Origin of the sequence: Methanoculleus sp. UBA303 (genome assembly GCA_002501655.1) — an archaeon.
Lineage (GTDB): Archaea > Halobacteriota > Methanomicrobia > Methanomicrobiales > Methanoculleaceae > Methanoculleus.
In genome coordinates this window covers 87,814-106,353 of the sequence record DANY01000035.1, presented here as the reverse complement: position 1 = coordinate 106,353, position 18,540 = coordinate 87,814, and the positions used below count along the sequence as shown (strand labels likewise).

Sequence of the window (18,540 nt, the reverse complement as noted above, 5' to 3'; positions counted from 1 at the left end):
ATCACCGCCTCCCGCCGTAGGTGGGCGTCTCCCGGACCCACTCGACGTCGCTCCGATAGAGTTGCCTGAGATCGCGGAGCCCGAGCCTCAGCATCGCCACCCGGCTGATCCCGAGGCCCCACGCGAGCACCGGGTGCTCGATCCCGAACGGTGCCGTCACTTCCTGCCGGAATATGCCCGCTCCGCCGAGTTCCACCCAGCCGAGGCCGTCGACATAGACTTCAGGCTCCACGGAGGGCTCGGTGTAGGGGAAGTAGCCGGGGCGGAACCGGACCTTCTCAAAGCCCATCTTCCCGTAGAACTCTTTTAAGTATCCAAGGAGGTGGCGGAAGTTGACCCCTTCGTCCATCACGATGCCTTCGAGCTGCTCGAACTCCGCGAGGTGGGTGGGGTCGATAGCCTCCCGCCGATAGACCCTGCCGATACAGAACGCCTTCACCGGGGGCTTTTGGTGCTCCGCCAGGTGCTGGATGGAGAGGCCCGTCGTGTGGGTCCGAAGCACACACTGCTCCGCCTTTGCGGCGCTCCAGGTGCCTCCCCACCCGGCTGACGAGGTCTCGCCGCCATGCTCGTGCATATCGCGGATATGCTCATACCCTGGCGGGAGCGGCCAGCGTTCGCCGAGGAAGAAGGTGTCCTGCATCTCACGCGCCGGGTGATCCTGCGGCTGGAAGAGAGCGTCGAAGTTCCAGAACGAACTCTGCACGATCCCACCCGCCATCTCTGTAAACCCCATATCGAGGAGGACGCGGCGCATCTCGTCGAGGAGGCGCTGGTAGGGATGGGTCTTCCCGGGGTAGGCGCGCTTCGGGAGTTTATCCACGTTGTAGCGCCGGAGGGGGAGGTCCTTCCACGCACCGGAGAGGATCTGGTCGCGGGTGAGCGTGCCCACTTCCTCCTGCAGGTCAAGCCCTTTAGCGAGGAGTTCCCGGCCCGAGGGCGTTATCAAGACGGTGTAAGTGACGGTCTCCTCCTCCTGCACGAGCCCGCGTCTTGCGAGGTCGGTGACACCCTCGCCGTCCTCGACGGCGCCGTTCTCGCTCACCCGGGCAAACGCGGCTTCATCGGGCCCCGGGAAGGCGTTACCGGTCTTCTGCACGACCCCGTCCCGGATGACGACCCAGCCCTTCTTCCGCATCCAGCCGATCCCGATCTTTGCAAGCGGGTGCGCTTGAAGATCCCGCATCGGGATCGTCTCCCCGAAACTCTCGAGCACCTGCCGCTCGGGGAGGCCCTTCCCGACGTAGGCCCGGCCCTCCGCAGTCGGGGTATACCGCCGGGAGACGTGCTTCTCCACATCAACAAGCCCCCGCTCGCCGGCGAGGTTCGCATACTGCACCACCGCCTCCCGGCGGGTATCCATCAGGTCCGCAAGGGTGGCCACGTCGGCCGACCCGACCGGGCCCAGGGCGACCAGAAGTTTCTTCTCATTCAGCGTCAGTTCCACCGTTCCACCTCCTCTGCAAGGTGTTCGACTGCATCCATCTTATCCCGCAAATCCACGAGAAACGCCTGCACACGCTCCAGCGTCTCTTTCTTGCACTGCCCGCAGGTGAGTTCGCCGCTCTCGCACCGGCGGCGCAGGTCAGCGAGTTCCACGTCGTCCTCGAGCATGTGGAAGAGATTTAAGAGGTAGACCGAGCAGCGGTCAGGCTCGCCCCCAAGACGCCTCTGCTCCTCAAGCGTCATCCGCCCGCCGGTCAGCGCCGCCATAACCTTCTTCTTGACCGACCTGTCGGACTCGTAGAACCCGAACAAACTCTCAGGCACGCTGCTCGACATCTTTCCGCCCTGGAGTCCGGGCATGAAGATGTGGTAGGTCGATGAGGGCAGGTAGAACCCGAACCCCCCATGGGCGATCTCGATCTCCCGGACAGCATTCTCCACCCGGGCCGGCGGCAGGCCCCTGACGTCTACGTGGCCCGCGTACTTCTTCGAGCCCGGGAACGCACGGCACACGGCCTCAAGGGCCTCTGCCGGTGCGTTCTTCGACCGGACACTGATGTGGTCACCACGGTCCTCGACCGTGAACATTCTAAGTTTATAGGCCACGTCCCGGGTGAGCCGGATGTGTGGGTCCTGGTCGAGGCCGACCGGGACGACTGTTGGAGCAGGCCCCGCATCGAGCTGCGGGAAGAGGATGTCGGCCACCTGGGTGACGACGCTCATGGCGTGGGAGAGTGAGGTCTCGGGCCCAAACCCGTATATAGCCGCCAGTTCCGAGAAGTTCACCTTCGTGGAGGCCTCAAACGCGAGATCTTTTAAGCGCTCATTCTTGCTCTGGTAGTAGGTCGTGCCCTCAAACCCGAGGGCAAAGAGGGCCTTGAGGTACTCGCGGCCGAACTCGCGGCACTTCTCCCAGGAGATGCCGCGAACTGCGTGCGCCTCCCGATCCGCGATGGCGACGTAGCCGTTCCCCCCCTGCTGGACGTGCCAGACCACTTCCTTCATCACCATCAGGTGCCCGAGGTGCGGGAGACCCGACGGCATGAAGCCGGTCAGAACATGAAACGGGGTGCGGTTCCGGATGGCATCGACGACCAGCTGGTAGTCCCGGTGTCCGACGACAACACCCCTGCGCATAAACGGCGGTACCTCGGGAAGCCTTCGCGCGACCTCACCGATCGGCCCGATGCCGAACTCGGCAAAGAGTCGATCCACATCGATGGTCTGGTTACTCGACCACGGATTCATTCCGGACTGCATGATCTGACGCTCACAGTTTTATTCGGGCGAATTCGACGTATCTGATATCGGTATTGTATATGCAGGCAAACAACATCTTCTTTTTGACGCTGTGAGCAAGCCTGACCGAGCGGGAGACGGCGCTCATCGGCGTGGAGGTCCCGGACGGAATGGCGTGGACAAGCATCTCGGAGTGAGTCTTCTTCCCGGAGTAGACACGGAAGTGGTGGCCGAACTTGTATCCGGTCCGGGGGATGTAGCCCTTCTCCCGGAGGTCGGAGAAGACCCGTTCTTTCTCCCGGATCTCGACATCCTTCTCCGCCACCGCATCGAGGAACTGCTCTGCGGTCATCGGCTCTTCATCCCGCGTGATCGAGAGACACTGCTGGCGCATGAGAAAGATCGATTCGACCGGGCGGAGCAGCAACCTCTCGGTGTCGAGCCGTTTGCCGTACCAGTCCTCTTCGAGCGGGGTTCCCGGGGGTAGGTGAGCCAGCGCATAGGTCCCGAAGAGGGAGGCCTCGACCGGTCTGCTGCACCCGGCCGGCTCCCCGAGCCCCGGAAGGTCCTGCACCCGCACCTCATAGTAGGTCTGTTCGTCCTCGTCGTCCACGACCGCGAGGAGGTACTGTTTTCTCATGTTGACCGCAGTGAGCACGTCCTGGCTCACCTGCTCGAAGTCTATGAGGTCCCGTTCGGAGAGGACCCGGATCAGGTACTGGGACTTTCCGACCCCGGGCTTATGGCCGCGACGAAAGACACGGAAGTCGTGCGGGCCGGGCTGAACCACGTAGCCCCGCTCGCGGATGTCGCGGTAGACGAGATACCTGCGGACAAAGTTCGGCTGGCCGGCGAAGAGACCGAGCAGGGTGTCAAAGCCGAAATCTTTCACATCGATCTTGTTGCGCTCCATGAGGTAGAGCGCCTCTTCCGGAGAGAGCCGGAGACCGGTTCCCTCCAGTCTGCCATAGCCGCCCTGCTCGTAGAGTGTGCGTCCTTCGCTACCGAGGCGCACCCAGGTTCCGTCAAATGTCGCCAACACGTGCTAGAACTATTGGGAGTTCACGTTCATTAATGGATTGCCGCACGCCGGTACACGGGCAAGGGCACCCGACACACAGGAGGAGGAACCACTATGTTTTTTGCGTGCTGCACCGCACCAATGATCGATTCCATGACACAACGATACCGATACTTCCGGCAGCCGGGGATGATCATGGCGGCACTGCTCATCGCAGTGATGCTGACGACCGTGGTTGCCTCTGCGGCAGAGACCGCCCCACCGGTCGCCTGGAATGTGACATTCTCACCGGAGGAGAACAATAAATTCGATGCCGTTGCAAGCACCGCGGACGGCGGCTACATCGCTCTCGGCTCTGCCCTTACGGAGCTCTTCGGGGGCAGGGAAGACCTGCTGCTCGCAAAGACCGATAGCCGGGGGAACGAGGTATGGATGCAGAGGCTGCCCGCCATGGCGGCAGTCTCTGTTGCAGAGAGCGCCGATGGGAGTTACATTGTCGCTGGCTACAACGCCACGACCGGGTCGGAGCAGAACTTCACCCACCAGGGCAGTTCGCTCCTGATCAGGACCGACGCCGCCGGGAAGGAGGAGTGGCGACAGGTTCTGCCGTGGGAGAAGGTCTCGGCTGTCCAGCCGACCGCTGACGGCGGATACGTCGTCACCGGATGGCTCTGGAACCCCCAAGGGTCGGCCGATGACACGACCGCGGTCATAACGAAGACCGACAGCAACGGCACGCCTATCTGGAACCGGACATTCCCCGGCGCAGCCGCGAACACAGGCATAATGACCGCCGATGGAGGGTACATCATCGGGGGCACAAAGTCACCCTTCAACAACGACAGAGGGGACGCCTTCCTCGTCCGTCTCGACGCCGACGGCAACATACTCTGGAAGAAGAATTACGCGGCGCCAGTCATCTTCGATGTCAAGGAGACCGGCGACGGCGGGTTCGTCTACTCCGGGAACTACTGGTATGGTCTCGTTGACGCGCAGGGTGAGGAGATCTGGATCCGGAACATAGAGGGCCTCGCCGGCTACGCCGTCGCCCTGCGACCCGCCGGGGGATACATGGTCGCAGGCACTGATATCAGAAGCGGGGAGGGCTTCGCCCTCGGAACCGATGCGGACGGGGCAGTCCAGTGGAACACGACGTTCCCGGGCGCCAGAGTCTACGCGGCCTGTAGCGCTCCCGGCGGCTACACCCTTGCAGGCATCCGGTTCCTAGCACCCGACACCAGCGCCGCCTGGATGGTCAATCTCGAGGAGACAGCAGGACCCACCCCGGCGGCACCGGGATTCGGTGCGGCGGCGGCCGGGGCGGCGCTCCTCCTCCTGCTCGCGGGAAGGAAGCGGAGAGGATAACCCTCCATCCCTCATTCACGTTTTTGCTGCTTCAAAGATGTTTCAGGAGTTTCCCTTCCGGTAGTAGAGGTACGCCCCCGCCCCCACGATGATGAGGGCAAGAAGGCCCGGGACAAGGTGCGCATACCCGGGATCCGGGCCGGTCTCCGGTTGCGGGAGGTTGCCGGCCGCGACCACCTGCGCCGCGCCGCCACCGGGAACTTCGACAAAGAGCGCATACAGGCTGAAATGTGACACTTCGGCCGCGATGCTCCGCGTCTCCGGATAGATGGTGGTGGGGACCTCCTCCCAGGTCTCCGTCGACCGGTTGTACCACTGCGCCACGAGCCTGTTCTGCCCGCCGGAGACTGTATCCCACTCTCCCTCCGTGAAGTTGAATGCCAGGGTCACCGGCGGTGAAAAGGCGGCCCCCTCCGGCCCAAGGAGGCAGGCATACCCGGCAAACGCATACGCCCCCACGCCGGGAACCGGGGGTACGTCAGCCGAATCGAGATGCTCGATGGTCACCGCGCGAAGCGGGTTCCCGGCGGCGTCAACCGCCCTGACGCCCTCCACAATGGCGAGGCTCACAACACCGTCAGGCGAGCTGACCCGGACGAACCGTTCCACGAGACCGGTCTCCCCGAGGGGCAGCCGGCCGGGCTCAGCCTCTCCGGGAACGGCGGTCGATGTCGTGTTCGCGGTAGGGGTAGGGGTCGGAGCCGGCGTGCTCCAGCCCTGGTTTACCCAGCCATAACTGCCGCCACCGCCGCCACCGCCGCCTGTCGATGTCTGCGTCGAGGTCGGGGTCGGCGTTGCCGGGGCGGGACGGACGATTATGTACCCGGTCTTCACCGTGGTGCTGCTCCCGGCGACGTTCCCTGAGGTCAGGTTGACGGTGTAGTTCCCGGCAGCGGTGTAAGTGTGCGAGGGATGGCGGTCGGTTGACGTTGCACCGTCGCCAAAGTCCCAGAGCCAGGAGGAAGGTTCCCCGGCAGACGTATCGGTAAACGTAACCGTGAGGGGGGCCGTCCCGTTGAGAGGCACGGCACTGAACCCTGCGGCGGGCGGGCCAAAGGCGCGGATCTGCAGGACTTTCGTGGAGTTGTTACCGCCCTCGGAGATTGTCAGGCTGACGGTATAGGTCCCGGGTTCTTCGAATACATGGACAGGATCAGGTAAGGTAGAAGTCTTTTTGTCGCCGAAGTCCCAGAACCAAGACGCAGGCTTCCCGACCGACGCATCCGCAAACCCGACCGCGAGCGGGGCGGCCCCCCGGGTCACGTTGGCAGTGAAGTCTGCGGTCAGCGGTTCGAGGACCGTGATGTAGCCTGCCCGAACCGTCGTGTTCTCTCCCGCATCGTTTGCAACGGTCAGGGAGACGGTATAGGTCCCGGGCGCCTGGTACTCGTGAACGGGGTTCCGGTCGGCAGACGATCCCCCGTCACCGAAGACCCACGACCATGATGCCGGGTCCCCCGCTGATGCATCCGCAAACCCGACTGCGAGCGGGGCGGTCCCAACCGTCGCGTTCACGGTGAATGCCGCGAGCGGCCGCCCGATCAAGGTGATGTAGCCGCTCTTCGTCTCGGTATCGCTCCCGGCCGGGTTCTCGACCTCAAGCGAGACGGTGTAGGTGCCGGCGGCGAGGTAGGTGTGCTCCGGGTTCTGCGCGGAGGAAGTCCCGCCGTCACCGAAACGCCATGACCAGGCTTTAACATCGCCGGTCGAGGTGTCCGAGAACCTGACGGTGAACGGTGCGGTCCCGTTCAGGGTATCGGCCTGGAACGAGGCTATCGGAGGCTCGACAACAGTGATGTAGGCAGGTTTCGTGATGTTCGCGCTGCCTGCCGCGTTGCCGGCGGTCAGGCTGACGCTGTAGGTCCCGACTGCCGCGTAGGTATGCTCCGGGTTCCGGTCGTTCGATGTTGCGCCGTCCCCGAAGTCCCAGAGCCAGGTGGCAGGGCTGTTCGCCGATTTGTCCGTGAACTGCACGACGAGAGGCGTACCCCCCGATACCGGCGCGGCGGAGAAACCGGCGGCCGGGGGTCTCGGCAATTTTGCACGGACAAGACCGGTCTTTGTGACAGTGTCGGACCCGAACCGGCCGCTCACCCTGAGCGAGACCGAATACTCACCGGGGCTCTTGTAGGTGTGCACCGGGTTTCTTTCCGTCGACGAACCCCCGTCACCGAACTCCCACTTCCAGTCCTCCGGGCTGCCGGTGGACCGATCGATAAACCGGACGGTGAGCGGGATCGTGCCAGCGGCCGGGTCTGCCGAAAACTCCGCCTCCGGGGGTGCTCCGCCGGTGTAGGTGAAGATATAGACCTTCCATTCTCCGCTCCGTTTATCCTGCCAGACTATCCTGTCCCCGGAGACCGACGGAAAGAGTTGTTCGTTCCTGGCGGTGCAGACCGACATTTCGACCCCGATACTAAGGTCGTACAGGTAAATATCCCAGAGTCCGCCCCGCTTATCCTCCCAGGCGATGAGGTCCCCGCCGATCGCCGGAGAGACCTGGGCGGCAGGATCGTCGGTGATGCGATATTCCTGGCCATCATCGAGATCGTACATATAGATATCAGGCAGTCCGTTCCGGTAGTCTTCCCAGACGATCCGGGTCCCGGAGATCGCCGGGTATGCCTGCCGCGCATCGTTCCGGGTGATCCGTTGCTTCTTTCCGGTCAGGATATCGTACGTCCAGATGTCGCCGCCCCCGGTGATCTCCTCCCAGACGACGTACTCATCCGAGAGCGCGGGCTTCCATTCGGTCACCGGCGAGCAATCAAGATAGGTTTCCCGGCCTGTCTCGATGTTGTAGAGGCAGATATCGACACCCCCCTCTCGCGTATCGTACCAGACGGCGTGGTCCCCGTGGACGACGGGCATCCTCTGGTTGGTCGTGCTGTTGGTGATCCGCCTCTCCCCGCCGGAGGGCGAGAAGAGGTAGATCTCCCAATTCCCGTGTCGCCGATCCTCCCAGACAATAAAATTCCCCGAGACGGACGGGTACCGCTGCTCGGCGTAGCCACCGGTAATCCTCCGGCCTCCGCTGCCGGGAGCGGTGGAGTAGTAGATATATTTCCCGTCCCGGCCGTCTTCCCAGACGACCATATGCCCGTCTATATCAGGATGCTCCTGCGATCCCCGGGCAGTGCAGAAAAGTACCGTATCCCCCGGGGCCGCCTCCACCGCCAGAACGGGCGGCGCCAGCAGTCCGATGACGATGACGGCACAGACTAATATCAGCGTTTTACATTCAGCCATTCTCTGATCACCACGATGAGAACGCCCCCTTTCGTCCCATGCGATGGTGTCTGCAGGCGGGGTGGAGAGGTAGCCCTCCTCCACCGGCATGCAAACGGAGATCCTGCGGAGTGCCGGAGAATTGCCGGTATCCCGCCGGATTAAAGGGTTCGTGAGTTGCAGGATAGTGACATAAATATATATCCCTTGCGGCGGGCGGCTTTAACGCAGATATCGGGCATTATTATAATAGTTTGAAAATAAAAACGGAGGCAGGTTTCGCTCCACACAATTGGACACAGTACCCCCGGTGGCGAGCGGCCTGGGGGCGCTCATGCGCCCGCGAGTTCCCGGACCTTCGCGATATTCCCGGCATCGTCCCGCCGCTCGTCCACCGGCGTCTCGCAGATGAGGGGGAGGCTCCGGACGCCTGGGTGGCGGAGGATGCGCCGGAACCCCTCCTCCCCGATGGACCCAAGCCCGACATGCTCGTGCCGGTCAAGCCCGCCTCCGAGATCGCCCTTGCAGTCGTTGAGGTGGACGACCCGGAGGCGAGCAAGCCCGATCCGATCATCGACCTCCCCGAACGCCACCTCGATCCCCTCCGCAGTCCGGAGGTCGTAGCCGGCGGCGAACGCATGGCAGGTGTCAAAACAGATCCCGATTCGTTCAGCCGCATCGACCCCCTCCAGGATCCGGGAGAGGTCAGCGAAGGTCGACCCCACGCTGTTCTTCTCCCCGGCGGTATTCTCGAGGAGCAGCATCACATCGCCCTCCCCGGCATCGGTGAGTGCCCGGTTGATGGCGGCGACAACCCGTTCCTGCCCTGCTTCGGTCCCGGCGCCGCGGTGGTGCCCGAGATGGGTCACGAGGTAAGGTATACCGAGCAGATCGCATCGCCGGAGTTCTCCGGTGAGCGCTGCGACCGATTTATCATAGATTTCGTCGTCGGGCGAGGCCGGGTTCGGGAGGTAGGGCATGTGGTCGACGACCGGGCCAAGGCCAGATGCACTCACCGCCGTCCTGAACGCATCAGCCGTCCCCTGGTCGAGGTCCTTCGCCTTCCAGCCCCGGGGATTCCGGGAGAAGATCTGAAACATGTCGCAACCCCGCTCGCGGGCCCTCTCGACCGCGAGATCGATCGAGCCGGCGATGGAGACGTGGCATCCTACCAGCACCATAGCGTAGTCCTCGACGCAGAAGTGTTTAGGTCTTCCTCCGTCCGACCTCGCGGAGCACCGCTGCCCCGAACTCCCGGGTGCCGGCGGCACCGCCGAGGTCGCGGGTGCGGATGCCTGCCCCGAGCACCCGCGAGACCGCTTCCTCGACGGCTGCTCCGGATACAGGGTCGCCGAGGTGGGAGAGCAGCATCGCGGCGCTCCGGATCGCCGCAATGGGGTTCGCCACGTTTTTTCCCGCGATATCAGGGGCGCTCCCGTGCACGGGCTCAAAGAGAGCATGCCGCTCTCCTATGTTGGCGCTCGGAAGCATGCCGAGCCCTCCCACCAGGTAGGCGGCGGCGTCGGAGAGGATGTCCCCGAACATATTGGTCGTCACGATCACATCGTAACGGTCCGGGTGCATCAGGAGGTCGAGGCAGAGGGCGTCGATGTAGGTGGCCCTGCAGGGAACCCCGGCCCGGAGAGCCTCCGCCGTGCAGATCTCGACGAAGAGGCAGTCCGATTTCAGCACGTTCGCCTTGTTGCCGACGGTGAGGTGGCGGCGGGGTTTCGCGAGGGTGCAGGCATACCGGGCGATCCGCTCGCTCCCCCGGCGGGAGACGACCCGGACCGTGCAGGCCCGGTCCGGCTCCGTCCACTCAATGCCGGAGTAGAGCCCCTCGGTGTTCTCCCGCACGATGATGATATCGACCCCCTCGCCCTGAATCGGGCGGACGTTCGCGTATAGGTCGAGATCGTGGCGGATCTGGAGGAGAACGCTCCGGTAGCCGGGATCAGGCGGCGTCGTGACGGCCCCAAAGAGGATGGCGTCCGCCGACCGGAGATCGGCCATCGTCTCCTCCCCGCAGGCGCTCCCGGTCCGCTCCCACCGCCCGTACCCCACCTCAACCTCGAAGAACTCGATGTCCGGGCGCACGGCCGCGAGGATATCGCAGGCGACGGGGACGACCTCGTGCCCGATGCCGTCGCCTTCAACGACCGCTACCTTCACCATCAGACTCCCTCCATGCGGTAACGACGTCAACGACCGCCTCTGCGATTGTCCGGGGTGACGCGCCCCAGTGGACCACCACGCCGAGTCGACCGCTCCGAAGCCCGAGACCCCCCCGTTCGCTCCGGCAGCATCGGGCGATGAAAGGCTCGGCCGTCACCGCTTCGACCGGGCAGATGTTCTCCACCGTTACCCCTTCGCCGTAACATTCCCGTACCAGGTCTCTCCCCGTCAGGCACCCCGCGACCCGGTCGCCGGGGCGAAGCGGATCCGCATCAAGGGTGCGGGGGAAACCGGCCGCACGGCAGGGATAGACGTCGGCCCCGATCTCCCGGATATCCCGGACGTGGTGCTCGAAGATGACCTCAAGGTCGCCGAAGAGCCCGGTCTCCTCCAGGTCGCGAAGCGTGGCCGAGAGGTGGGGGCGGGGCGGGGTGATGTCGTAGACGTGGATACGGAGGAACCCCGAGAGGTCCGGGTCGAGCACGAATGTGGTCTGCTCGTCGTGGCCGGTGAATACGGTGCAGCGGTGCCCGGAACGCATCGCCGCCAGTATTAAGAATGCTCGATCATGGATGTTCACGTGATCCGGGTAGCGGTAGACATCATCGCCGGCGGCGAGCACCCGGGCTGAGAGCACGCTCCGCATCAACCCGGCCTCGTCCGGGTCGGTCTTCACCTCAAGCACCTCCGTGCCGCCGGCAGTCTCCCTGACCAGGTAACGCGAGAGGAAGTAGGCCCGGTCCCCGTATGGGGTGTCGGTCGCAGACCCGACATACTTGCAGTGCAAAGGAAATATCACCGGCACGACCTCCAGTAGGGGGCCAGCCCTCCGGCCCGGAGGATCGCGACCATCTTCTCCGAGAGAGGGCGGGCGGGGTAGCGCTCCCCATCCACCTCTACCCATCCTGCATCGAGGTCGAAGGCGACGTGAGCGCCATCGGTGCAGACGACCTCGGCCTCGATCGCCGGCAGGCCGACATTGATGGCGTTCCGGAAGAATATGCGGGCGAAGGAGGGGGCAACGACCCCGACCACCCCGGCCTCCCGGAGGGCGACCACCGCCTGCTCCCGGGACGACCCGCACCCCATGTTCTTCCCGGCGACGATGATTGCGCCTGAAAGACGGCCGGCGAGCGTGGGATCCAGGTCCTCGAAGGCGTGCTCCGCCCAGACTGAGCGGTCCTTCGTCCGGAGGTAGCGCCCGGCGATGATGACGTCGGTGTCGATGTCGTTTCCGAGGCAGACCGCCGGCCCAACTCCTTGCATTATACCGCCTCCGGCACGGCGATCTCGCCCGCGAGAGCGCTCGCGGCGGCGGTAGCAGCCGACGAGAGGTAGATATCGCCACCCACGCCCATCCGGTTCTTAAAGTTCCGGTTGGCGGTGGAGAGGCAGACCTCACCCTCTCCGAGCACGCCGGCGTGCGCCCCGAGGCACGGCCCGCACCCGGGCGGCATCACCATGCACCCTGCATCAACGATATCGGCAAGGACGCCGGAGGCGATTGCCCGGGCAAGCACCGCCCGCGAGGCGGGGACGACCAGGGTGCGGACTGCTACCCGCTTACCCCGGACGACCCGGGCGAACTGGGCAAGATCGTCGTAGCGGCCGTTTGTGCAGGTCCCGACGAGGACCTGGTCGAGGTGCGTACCCGCGACCTCCTCCGCCTCTCGGACGGTATCCACCCGGGGCGGGACCGCAACAAGGGGCACGATGCCGGAAAGGTCGATATCGACCTCCCGCTCGTAACGGCAGTCCTCCGGTGTCTGGGGGGATGCCGTAACGCCGTACTCCGCGAGGTAGCGGACGGTGACCCCGTCGGCGTAGAAGATCCCCGCCTTCGCCCCCGTCTCGACAGCCATGTTGGAGAGGGTCAGCCGTCCGTCCATGGAGATTCCTGCCGCTCCGTCACCCACAAACTCCAGTGCACGGTAGGTCGCTCCCTCCATACCGAGTTTTGCAACGTAAGCGAGGGCGACATCTTTTGGCTCCGCCGCACCGTCGAGCCTGCCGGAGAGCCTGACCGCGATCGTCTCCGGAACCCGGAACCACGTGGCTCCCGACGCCCAGATCGCCGCCATATCGGTCGCCCCCATTCCGGTGGCAAACGCGCCCAGGGCGCCGAGGGTGCAGGTGTGAGAGTCGGCGCCCACGGCGATCATGCCGGGCCGGACGACCCCTTCGCTCATCACCTGGTGGCAGATCCCCCCTCCGGCGTCCGAGAGTTCTATCCCCGAGGACCGGGCATACTCGCGGAGCTCCGCCTGAAGAGTCGCCGTCATCCCGGTATTCGCCGGGACGATGTGGTCAAAGATCAGGCGCAGGCGCTCAGGGTGGGGGAGCCGCTCCACTTCCATCTCCCGGAGCGCCTCCCGGGTGAGGAGACCGGTCCCGTCATGGGCAAAGGCGATATCGACCTCGCGGTCCACGTATGCCCCTGCCGGCGCACCGAGGATCCGTTCTGAGAGCGTGCTCACTGGAGAACTCCCTCCTTTGCCTGCCTGAGGAACCCGCAGAGCACCTCCGGGGTGACACTGCACTTCCCCTCGCTCCGGAGTTTGATCTGCTCAAGCACCCACCGTGCCTCCCGGTCGGAGAGGTCAAAACCGTAAGCATTCGCGATATGCTCAAGCGCCCGCTTCCCGGTATGCTTCCCGAGGACGAACCGCCGCTCGCCGCCCACCAGCTCAGGGGGGATGGACTCATAGGTTGAGGGGTCTTCAAGGATGGCGGCGATGTGGATCCCGCTCTCGTGGGCAAAGGCATTCTCGCCGACGATCGGCCGGGTACGCTCCGGGGCCACGCCCGAGCACCGGGCGACCAGCCGTGAGATCTCCTGCAGCCGTGAGAGGTCGTAACGGTCGACGCCGCCCTTCATCCGCAGGGCAACCAGCACCTGTTCGAGTGCCGCGTTCCCGGCACGCTCTCCGATGCCGTTGACGGTAGTGTGGAGCTGAAACGCCCCGGCGGCTGCGGCAGTGATGGTATTTGCCGCCGCAAACCCGAGGTCGTTGTGACAGTGGATGCAGAGCGGGTGAGGGGCCGCATCGAGAATCCGGGAGACGACCGCGTGGATCTCCAGCGGGGTGAGACACCCGACCGTATCCGCAAAACTGACGAGATCAGCGCCGCACTCGACGCCCCTGGTATACATCTCGACGAGGAACGCAGGGTCGGTTCGTGAGGCGTCTTCGGCCGCGAACCGCACCTGTACGCCGTGGTCGGCGGCGAACTCCACCATATCGAGGGCGTCCTCGAGCACCTCCTCACGGGACTTCCGGTACTTGTGCCGGATGTGGAGGTCGGAGGTGGCGATGAAGATGCTGACCATGTCAACGTCGCAGTCGAGGGCCGCCTCGATATCGGGCTTGAGCGCCCGTGCGAGGCAGCAGACCCGCGCGTCAAGGCCACTCCCGGCAATGGCCGCGACACACTCCTTCTCCGCCGCCGATACAACCGGAAACCCGGCCTCGATCACCTCCACGCCGATCTCATCGAGCGCTACGGCGATCGCCATCTTCTCATCACGGGTAAACGAGACGCCGGGAGTCTGCTCCCCGTCTCGCAGTGTTACATCACAGATCTCGATATGCCACGGTTTCATGGTGTGCACCCTCAGGGCAGGTTCCTTCGATCACCACCATCCGGGGTCCCTGCGGGGGGACCAGGGCCCCGCGAAGTTTCCTGACGTCGTCTGCGGCGCAGACAACCGGGTCCGCCCAGGTGATGTAACGAAGAATATTAGGGACGGGGTGACCGCCGGTCATGCCCATCCGGTTGTTCGCGAGGACGATACAGAGGAGCGGAAGTCGACGCTCGTAAACGTCGATGAGGGCGTTTAGCCCTGAGTGCAGGAGCGCGTAGTCGCCGGTGAGCGCTACCCCGGTGCTGGTCGCCGCCACGGCAACCGATGACCCCAGCCCGTAGGTGGCGATCCCTACCCGGTAGGGTGGGTTCATCGCAAGAATCGCGCACCCGGCATCACAGACGGCCTGCATCTTGCGCTCGGAGAGGATGGCAAACGCCGGGTGGAACGGGCAGTCCCGACAGAACGTCCGGCAGTAGCCCCGGGAGGAGTACCGTTCCGGCTCCCCGGCGGGGTCAGGGGGGACGAGCAGCCGGTGCTCTCTGAGGAAGGGGCGACCGAGTTCCCGGGTCAGGGCGAGCGCATCCGGGTCAGCCGGAGGCGGGTAGATGCTGACCGCACGGGACGCTCCGCCCGCGGGGCCTGCACCGACGGTGCCACCGGCAAACCGGTTGAGGGGCGAGGACCGCGACCAGGCAAACATGGCTGCCGTCCGCCGGTCGCTCGCCAGCGCCCGTCCGGCCATCGTGAGCGTGGGGTCCGCAAGGCTTCCCTCCCGGTTGTTGCGGAGAGGGGACGGTTCCGGCACATCCGCGTCCAGGAGGTCAGGCGTGACCCTGACGATGGCAACCCGGGAGAAGGTCTCCGAAGCCTCAAAAGCCGCCTCGACCGCCGGGCCGAGGGTCTCGCCGTCGGGTTCCAGCACTGGAACCCGGGCTACCTCGCCGTAGTAGCGGGAGTCCTGCGTGACGTCCGATGCGACTGCGCGCACGTCGTCGCCGACGACGACCACGACGCCCGCCCGGAGACCCTGCGCGGTGGCGTGCACCAGCGGGTCCGCGCAGGCGTTGAGGCCGACGTGCTTGACGACCACGGCGGCCCGGCGACCGGAGAGCGAGTCGCCGAGGGCGTACTCGAGTGCCACCTTCTCGTTCACGGTTATTGCGGCCCCCGCCCGCTCCGCGAGCCCTGAGACCGGGTAGCCGGGGACGGCGTAGCAGCGGTCGGAAGACAGCCGGAGCGCGAGCGCAAGCGCCTCCGTGCCCTTCATGTGTCCCTCCCGGGTACAAGGTCACACCCGGTGCATGCCGGACACATCGTCAGCGCCCGGCGGGGATCAAGCCCCGCCTCCCGGAGGATCTGCTCGTGGACCCTGCAGAGCGCGAGCAGCCGGTCGGCGGATGGCCGGGGCTGGCCGGTGAGAGACGCCGCCGGGTTGAGCGGACGGAGGACCGGGATTACCCCGGTAGCGGCGAGTTCCTCCATCACCCGCTTCAGGTCTTCGTCGGTCTCCCCGAGGCCGACGAGTACGTTCGAGAAGACCCTGCCCCTCCCGAAGAGCGGTACTGAGCACCGGAGTGCCTCCCAGACCGCCTCCCAGGAGAGATCGGGGCACATCTCGCGAAAGAGTGCCGCAGTCGCCGCCTCGATGTTGAACTTCACCTCGACAACGCCGAGAGCATGGAGCCGGGCCGGGGTCTCTAGGCCCGGGTAGATCGAGACACCGATGGGAAGGCCGAACGACGCGAGCGCCGCCACGACGTCGAGGACGTATGCCTCTTCTTCCTCGATCGAGGAGGCGACGCCGCTCGTGATCGCGATGGCATCGATCCGGTCGGCCACACTCCCGACCATCTCCACGATCTCTCCGACCTCCTTCCTCCGCCCGGGAAGATCCGGCACCGGACAGTAGCGGCAGTGGAAGATGCACGTCCCGCTGACCGTGATGTAGGCCTGGCGGGGGCAGTGAAGAGCGGCGGGTTCGAGCCGGCCGCCAACCCGCTCACCGTCGATGAAGAGGTCCGCCTCACCTCCCCCCCGGTGGACGACCTCGATGGGACTCGCCACGTCGATACCGACCCGGGCCCGCCGGCCACCACCTGTGGAGAAGAAGAGCGAGCCGGACGTCCCAGCCGAGGGGCCGGCGGTCGAACGGGATACATACTGGTCCGCAGGTTCGCCGGAGAGGCGAACCGAACCTGCCTCAAGCAGCCGGGCTTTCAGCCGTCTCCATTCCATAACGCCAACGCCTCCTCATACCTTGTGGCGAACGGGATCGCCGCCGCCGCCCCGATCGCGCCCCGGCCGCCCATGATGACGGAGAGCCGGGCGTCGTCGAGGGCGGCAAGGTCGTCGGACGAGACCTCGCCCTGCTTTACGCGGCAGCCGAACTCCTCAAGCGGCGACGGGTCGAATCCCCGCCAGACCGCCATCCCGGTCTCCTCCGAGAGCGTGTACTCCTCAAGGTAATCGCGGTAGCACCGGACCAGCCCGTCAGGGTCTGAGGTGGCGAACTCACAGGCGATGGCGACGCAGTTCTTGGTCCGGTAAGGGACAGGAAAGAGCTGGACGATCGTATGGGAGAGATAGCGGGAATAGTCGTCCTCGACGGCCCGTGCGATATTGTGCGCGAGCGTCCAGGTGGCGCCCTCCTCAGGGGTATCGGTGTCGTCGACCCCGATGATCACCCGCTCGCGGTGGGGAAGCCAGATCGTCGAGCCTGCGAGTCGTCCCCCGCCGGCAGGGTCGCTTCTATAGCGGACGACGCCCGGTGCCGAGGCACGGCAGATGGATGCCCCCACACCGCCGCCGCCGAGGCCCCGGTAGGTGACGGCGATCTCGTCGCCTTCAACAGCGACGGCGGCGATCCCCGCCGGGAAGACCGAGCCTTCGAGCGCGAGGTCAGCATTGCCGGTCCGGAGGAGGTAGCGGTTGGTCGCCCCCACGGTGCGGACGGATCGGACGAGCGGGCTCTGCGCATAGTGGCGCTTCACCCACATCGCGCCGCCGGTGCAGTCGAAGAACTCGATGAGTTCTACCTGCTCGGCGCTCTCGTCGGCCACAGCCACAATCTGTGGATACCGTATCGTGTAGGGATCAGAGAGTCTCACCATAGAGTCCTGCCGCTTCAACGCCCTTGTTCCCCCAGAGAACGGCGCCCAGTGCTCCTATCCTGCCTTTACGTGCGTTTGAGTCGATGAACCGGACGCCCATCCGTGCGGCCTCCGCCTCCGCGTCATCGACCGTCAGGAGTTCGGTCTTGACCCTTTTAAGGTAGGGAGACTCCTCGGCAAACGCAATCCCCCGGTAAACGGCGATGCCGGTGTCGTTACTGACCGCCTGAGATTCGACGAAGTCGCGGACGTACTCAAGGAGCGCGTCCACCCTCCCGGGACGGACCGCGAAGTTCAGGGCGGACCCGACACAGTTGGTGGTCTTCTTCGGGACCGCAGGGTTCAGCTGCACGAGGCGCATGTCCAGGTACTCGACCCCATCAAGGGTGCAAGCCTCAGCGCACTTGAGCGCGAGCACCCATGTGGCACCTTCCTCGCGGGTATCGGTGTCGTCGATCCCGATCGTCACCTTCTCGTAGAGCGGCGATACGATCCGCACCCGGCAGACCCGGGCGCCGCCGATCCGGAGGTCATCATCCGTTGGGTACTCCGCCCGGGTCACGCCCGGTGCCTGGGCCAGGCAGGCGGCGACGCCGACCCCTGCTCCGGCGATCCCGGACCAGGTCGTCACCACTTCGTCCCCGCTGACCTCGACACCCTCGAGCGCCTGCCCACCGATCTCCCGACCGGCCGCCCCGAACTTCGCCGGGGATACCCCCAGCCGGGCGAGCATCGTCATCGTCGTGCCCTCGACGTGGCAGGATTGGATAGCCCCCCCCGCCCGTATCCGGTTCGCCGCATCCCACTCAATGGTCCCCCGGGCCCGGCAATGCTCGTGGATCTCCGCAAGACCGGATTTCTGGTCGACCATGGCGAGGTACTTCATCGAGAATAACGGCCCGAACCGGGCCCTGACGTCGTTGGGTGTGAGCGTAATCATGATGTCACCGAAATTATCGTTAACAAGATTATCGTTGATAACGATATTTAAGAGGATCGATCGGGAGGGGCAGGACGGCGGGGAACGAACTCAGGAGGGGGTAGCGGGTGAAAGAGGCTCTTATGTGCATGGGTCCCTCGCCGCAGGCGCAGGGGGTGATGTTGCATGAGAGAGGGGGCCGGTTCCTTCACGGCGGGATCGAGCGGGTGGGGCGCGTTCGAATACCTCAGAGGTTCTCAACCTCACTTTAGTCACATGAAACATCCCTAAGCCTAAAGCCTAAGTCCGCCCCTTCAGAAATGTTGCGTTGCAAACCCGTAACACGGATTTCGAGGGGATATCGCCATAGGGGGCGGGGCTGACGGGGAGGGGGGTCTCCCCCCTCCCCTGTCTCCACCTCATAGAACGTATCTGTAGCCCCCCCCCC

Annotated in this window: 15 protein-coding genes; 1 reads left to right on the top strand and 14 read right to left on the bottom strand. The window is 65.0% G+C overall.

The annotated features are described in order from the left end of the window. Position 1 precedes the first annotated feature (1 nt). The 3 genes from BP846_RS08800 to endA are packed head-to-tail and all read right to left on the bottom strand — an operon-like array spanning position 2 to position 3,727. Positions 2 to 1,447, bottom strand: a complete 1,446-nt coding sequence (locus tag BP846_RS08800) for a phenylalanine--tRNA ligase subunit alpha (RefSeq protein WP_292394506.1) — start codon at positions 1,445 to 1,447, stop codon at positions 2 to 4. Then, the gene (locus BP846_RS08795; protein ID WP_292394504.1) at positions 1,438 to 2,706 is read right to left on the bottom strand and encodes a tryptophan--tRNA ligase; all 1,269 of its coding nucleotides are present in this window, start codon (positions 2,704 to 2,706) and stop codon (positions 1,438 to 1,440) included. The genes BP846_RS08800 and BP846_RS08795 overlap by 10 nt, the downstream gene beginning before the upstream one ends. 10 nt (positions 2,707 to 2,716) lie before the next feature. Continuing rightward, entirely contained in the window at positions 2,717 to 3,727 is a 1,011-nt protein-coding gene (gene endA, locus BP846_RS08790; protein WP_292394502.1) for a tRNA-intron lyase, read from the bottom strand. 120 nt (positions 3,728 to 3,847) lie between these two features. Here endA and BP846_RS08785 point away from each other — a divergent pair, with 120 nt between their 5' ends. Next, positions 3,848 to 5,071 carry a hypothetical protein gene (locus tag BP846_RS08785; RefSeq protein ID WP_292394500.1) on the top strand — a complete coding sequence of 408 codons (1,224 nt, stop codon included), beginning with the start codon at positions 3,848 to 3,850 and terminating at the stop codon, positions 5,069 to 5,071. 42 nt (positions 5,072 to 5,113) lie between these two features. On the opposite strand, the gene BP846_RS08780 is transcribed toward BP846_RS08785, so the two are convergent. The 11 genes from BP846_RS08780 to BP846_RS08730 all read right to left on the bottom strand — a co-directional run bounded on the left by BP846_RS08780 (position 5,114) and on the right by BP846_RS08730 (position 18,113). After that, on the bottom strand, positions 5,114 to 8,320 hold the full coding sequence (locus BP846_RS08780; RefSeq protein WP_292394498.1) for a PKD domain-containing protein: 3,207 nt from the start codon (positions 8,318 to 8,320) through the stop codon (positions 5,114 to 5,116). Between the two features lie 311 nt (positions 8,321 to 8,631). Next, positions 8,632 to 9,480: a deoxyribonuclease IV gene (locus tag BP846_RS08775; protein ID WP_292394496.1), complete on the bottom strand. Its 849-nt coding sequence runs from the start codon at positions 9,478 to 9,480 to the stop codon at positions 8,632 to 8,634. 25 nt (positions 9,481 to 9,505) lie between these two features. Then, positions 9,506 to 10,474, bottom strand: coding sequence for an isocitrate/isopropylmalate dehydrogenase family protein (locus BP846_RS08770; protein WP_292394494.1), 969 nt, complete (start codon positions 10,472 to 10,474; stop codon positions 9,506 to 9,508). Further along, on the bottom strand, positions 10,452 to 11,273 hold the full coding sequence (locus BP846_RS08765; RefSeq protein WP_292394493.1) for a DUF7714 family protein: 822 nt from the start codon (positions 11,271 to 11,273) through the stop codon (positions 10,452 to 10,454). The genes BP846_RS08770 and BP846_RS08765 overlap by 23 nt, the downstream gene beginning before the upstream one ends. Next, positions 11,270 to 11,740 carry a 3-isopropylmalate dehydratase gene (locus tag BP846_RS08760; RefSeq protein ID WP_292394491.1) on the bottom strand — a complete coding sequence of 157 codons (471 nt, stop codon included), beginning with the start codon at positions 11,738 to 11,740 and terminating at the stop codon, positions 11,270 to 11,272. Before BP846_RS08760 ends, BP846_RS08765 begins: the two co-directional genes overlap by 4 nt. Next, positions 11,740 to 12,951, bottom strand: coding sequence for a 3-isopropylmalate dehydratase large subunit (locus BP846_RS08755; RefSeq protein ID WP_292394489.1), 1,212 nt, complete (start codon positions 12,949 to 12,951; stop codon positions 11,740 to 11,742). Before BP846_RS08755 ends, BP846_RS08760 begins: the two co-directional genes overlap by 1 nt. Continuing rightward, positions 12,948 to 14,078: a homocitrate synthase family protein gene (locus BP846_RS08750; RefSeq protein ID WP_292394487.1), complete on the bottom strand. Its 1,131-nt coding sequence runs from the start codon at positions 14,076 to 14,078 to the stop codon at positions 12,948 to 12,950. The genes BP846_RS08755 and BP846_RS08750 overlap by 4 nt, the downstream gene beginning before the upstream one ends. Continuing rightward, entirely contained in the window at positions 14,050 to 15,330 is a 1,281-nt protein-coding gene (locus BP846_RS08745; protein ID WP_292394485.1) for a thiamine pyrophosphate-dependent enzyme, read from the bottom strand. Before BP846_RS08745 ends, BP846_RS08750 begins: the two co-directional genes overlap by 29 nt. Further along, on the bottom strand, positions 15,327 to 16,298 hold the full coding sequence (locus BP846_RS08740; protein WP_292394483.1) for a radical SAM protein: 972 nt from the start codon (positions 16,296 to 16,298) through the stop codon (positions 15,327 to 15,329). Before BP846_RS08740 ends, BP846_RS08745 begins: the two co-directional genes overlap by 4 nt. After that, the gene (gene mmp11, locus BP846_RS08735; RefSeq protein WP_292394481.1) at positions 16,280 to 17,173 is read right to left on the bottom strand and encodes a methanogenesis marker protein 11; all 894 of its coding nucleotides are present in this window, start codon (positions 17,171 to 17,173) and stop codon (positions 16,280 to 16,282) included. Before mmp11 ends, BP846_RS08740 begins: the two co-directional genes overlap by 19 nt. Next, positions 17,157 to 18,113, bottom strand: coding sequence for a tRNA(Ile2) 2-agmatinylcytidine synthetase (locus BP846_RS08730; protein WP_292394479.1), 957 nt, complete (start codon positions 18,111 to 18,113; stop codon positions 17,157 to 17,159). The genes mmp11 and BP846_RS08730 overlap by 17 nt, the downstream gene beginning before the upstream one ends. Between the last annotated feature and the right edge of the window lie 427 nt (positions 18,114 to 18,540).

What these genes read in the sequence shown, in the direction of transcription:
- BP846_RS08795 (WP_292394504.1), bottom strand. Translation starts at nt 2,706, where the DNA reads ATGCAGTCCGGAATGAATCCGTGGTCGAGTAACCAGACCATCGATGTG.
- BP846_RS08785 (WP_292394500.1), top strand. Translation starts at nt 3,848, where the DNA reads ATGATCGATTCCATGACACAACGATACCGATACTTCCGGCAGCCGGGG.
- BP846_RS08780 (WP_292394498.1), bottom strand. Translation starts at nt 8,320, where the DNA reads ATGGCTGAATGTAAAACGCTGATATTAGTCTGTGCCGTCATCGTCATC.
- BP846_RS08775 (WP_292394496.1), bottom strand. Translation starts at nt 9,480, where the DNA reads ATGGTGCTGGTAGGATGCCACGTCTCCATCGCCGGCTCGATCGATCTC.
- BP846_RS08770 (WP_292394494.1), bottom strand. Translation starts at nt 10,474, where the DNA reads ATGGTGAAGGTAGCGGTCGTTGAAGGCGACGGCATCGGGCACGAGGTC.
- BP846_RS08760 (WP_292394491.1), bottom strand. Translation starts at nt 11,740, where the DNA reads ATGCAAGGAGTTGGGCCGGCGGTCTGCCTCGGAAACGACATCGACACC.
- BP846_RS08750 (WP_292394487.1), bottom strand. Translation starts at nt 14,078, where the DNA reads ATGAAACCGTGGCATATCGAGATCTGTGATGTAACACTGCGAGACGGG.
- BP846_RS08745 (WP_292394485.1), bottom strand. Translation starts at nt 15,330, where the DNA reads ATGAAGGGCACGGAGGCGCTTGCGCTCGCGCTCCGGCTGTCTTCCGAC.
- BP846_RS08740 (WP_292394483.1), bottom strand. Translation starts at nt 16,298, where the DNA reads ATGGAATGGAGACGGCTGAAAGCCCGGCTGCTTGAGGCAGGTTCGGTT.
- mmp11 (WP_292394481.1), bottom strand. Translation starts at nt 17,173, where the DNA reads ATGGTGAGACTCTCTGATCCCTACACGATACGGTATCCACAGATTGTG.
- BP846_RS08730 (WP_292394479.1), bottom strand. Translation starts at nt 18,113, where the DNA reads ATGATTACGCTCACACCCAACGACGTCAGGGCCCGGTTCGGGCCGTTA.